At 41.8% G+C, this 2,573-nt stretch carries 2 protein-coding genes and 1 pseudogene; all 3 read left to right on the forward strand.

The features are described from left to right. Window positions 1-715: pseudogene (locus Q0236_RS08060) on the forward strand (hypothetical protein); the annotation flags it as partial. Between the two features lie 86 nt (window positions 716-801). Next, entirely contained in the window at window positions 802-1,371 is a 570-nt protein-coding gene (locus tag Q0236_RS08065; protein WP_297916741.1) for an RAMP superfamily CRISPR-associated protein, read from the forward strand. A 74-nt stretch (window positions 1,372-1,445) separates the two neighbouring features. Then, window positions 1,446-2,333, forward strand: a complete 888-nt coding sequence (locus Q0236_RS08070) for a hypothetical protein (protein WP_297916743.1) — start codon at window positions 1,446-1,448, stop codon at window positions 2,331-2,333. The last annotated feature ends 240 nt before the right edge of the window (window positions 2,334-2,573 follow it).

Raw genomic sequence — 2,573 nt, forward strand, 5'->3', positions numbered from 1 at the left:
CAAAGTAAAAACAAAAATCGCTCTTGGAAAAGATGATCTAAAGATAAAAGCGCTAATTTTAAGCGGCGACGATATGACGGCGGTTTGCGATGCGGACATAGCATTAGAATTTACTAAAAATTTTATCGAAGAATTTGAAAACGAAACGGACAAGAAAAAGCCTGCAATAGAACAAAAGCTAACGATGTGCGCTGGCATCGCCTACTGCAACGAAAAATTCCCGTTTCACTATGCGGTTAGTCTAGCCGAGGAGCTTTGCAGTGCGGCAAAAAAGCATAGCAAAGATCGCTACGTAAACGATGCTGAAAAAGACATAGCGCCAAGCTGCTTAATGTTCCATAATGTCCAAAGCTCAAATTTCCAAAGCTGGGATAAATTTATAAAAGACGAGCTTACGATCGGAGGCGAAAAAGAGGGATGCATGACCGAAGGCGAAAAAATGCGAGAAATCAAATGCGATTTTGGACCTTATTATTTGGGAGATACGACCAAGTCAAAAAATGAGCCAAAGGTAGAAAATTTTATAAATTTAGCCAAAATTTATCGCGGCGAAAACAGCCCGAAAGGCAAACTACGAGAGTGGATAAAGGAGCTTGGCATAAACGGCAAGCTAGCTAAAAGTATGCTAGATCGGATAAACGAGATGTTAGAAAACAAGGGAGAATTTGATAAGGCGCTGAGCAGTCTTTACGGTGGGTTAAATGCGAAAATTTAATTTTAGAAAAAGACGGGGAGCAAAAAACTCCGATCTACGATATATTGCAATTTCTGTCCGTTACTTCGGGCGCAGAGGATTAAAAGATGACAATAAATTACGAGCTTAAATTTTTCGACTATTGGCATGTTAGTAGCGGCCTTAGCGGCGGAGCAGCGCTTGATAGCTACGTGGTAAAAGACTCCGCAGGCCTTCCATATGTGCCGGGCAAAATTATAAAAGGACTTGTTCGAGAGGCGGCGGAGCTGTTTTGGGACCAGGGCGATATAGATAAATGCTTCGGCTCCAGGGGCAGCAAAAATAAGCAAAATAATGGCAATGAGCAAAAAGATAACGACGATACGACGCAGGCGCAATGCTATTTTAGCAGCGCGAGGGTAGATGAAAAAATCGCTGCCGAAATTACGTCAAATAACTTGCAGCGCAATCTTTTTGAAATCATTTCGGCTACCAAAATCGACGACAACGGCATCGCGGTAGATAATTCGCTAAGAGATATAGAAGTCGTTTTGCCTATAAGTTTAAAAGGCGAGATCCAAAATGTAAGCGGCGAAATCGCCTCAAATTTGAAGCGTGCGCTTAAATCTGTAAAGCGGATGGGGCTAAACCGCAACCGAGGCCTTGGTAGATGCGAATTTAAAGTTAAGGAGCTATGATGAGAGAGCTTAGATTTGAGATAACTTTTAAAAGTCCCGTTGTTTTGCAGGCAAGCTCCAATACGTAGGGCAAGATGAGCTCGCTTGATTTTATCCCGGGAAGTGCATTTTTAGGTATGGCGGCTAGCAGATACGGCAGCTTTAACGATCCTTTTAAAATTTTTCATAGCGGCGCTGTGAGATTTTGCGACGCTTCGCCGATCAAAGAGGGTAAAGAATTTTTTAAAATTCCGCTTTCCTATTTTCATGAAAAGCTTGATAGCAGCAAAATTTACAATCATCACTTACTAAGCCATGAAGAATTTGAAAAATTTACCCAGCTAAAGCAGATGCGGAGCGGCTACATAAACGACGACAACGAGCAGCTTGGTCTGGATCTAGATTTTTCTCAAAAAAGCGCCTACGATAAAGAGAAAAGACGCTCTAAGGATAGCCAAATGTACGGCTATGAGGCGTTTAGAGCTGGAATGAAATGGCGGTTTAGCGTTAAATTTGAGCCTAGCGTGAGCGAAGACGACATAAACCGCGTAAAAGGAATATTGGAGCATTCAACTAGACTCGGTAAATCGAAGAGCGCGGAGTATGGAGCGGTAGAGATTAAATTTATCGGTGAAAATACGGATAAAATTCAAACCTTTACGCCGCCCGAAAATTATACTTTCGTTTATGCTAAATCCCGCCTTGCGCCTACCGACGAAAACGGCAATCCAAGCTACGACGTAAAGTATATTTTGCCAAATTTAGATGCAAATAATGTCGATTACGAAAAGACGCAGATTAGAATTTCAAATTTCACCCCTTATAACGGAGCTCGTGCCACAAAAGACTACGAGCGAGCCTGCATAAATAAAGGTAGCGTAATCGCTTTGAAAAATTTAAGTGCCGAGCAGATAGCCGCGCTAAAAAACGGCGTCGGAGCGTATCTGAGCGAAGGCTTTGGCGAAGTGCTGATAAACCCATAGTTTTTAAATAGTGGTGATGCGAAGGATAATCCGATAGAATTCCAAAAAGAAGCGGAGACTGAGTGCTCGACCGGAAAAATACCGATACAAAGTGATTTGGCTAAATTTTTAAAACAAAAGCAGATCGCAAAAGACCAAGCTCTTGAAATAGCCGAAGAGGTGGCTAAATTTATAGGAGATCATAAAAACAAATTCAATAAAATTTCAAACTCACAGTGGGGCGCGATAAGAGCAATTTGC

The organism is uncultured Campylobacter sp. (assembly GCF_938031315.1).
Classification (GTDB): domain Bacteria; phylum Campylobacterota; class Campylobacteria; order Campylobacterales; family Campylobacteraceae; genus Campylobacter_B.

Bases quoted from the DNA above. Each gene is read 5' to 3' on its own strand.
- Q0236_RS08070 (WP_297916743.1), top strand. From the start codon at position 1,446: ATGAGCTCGCTTGATTTTATCCCGGGAAGTGCATTTTTAGGTATGGCG.
- Q0236_RS08065 (WP_297916741.1), top strand. From the start codon at position 802: ATGACAATAAATTACGAGCTTAAATTTTTCGACTATTGGCATGTTAGT.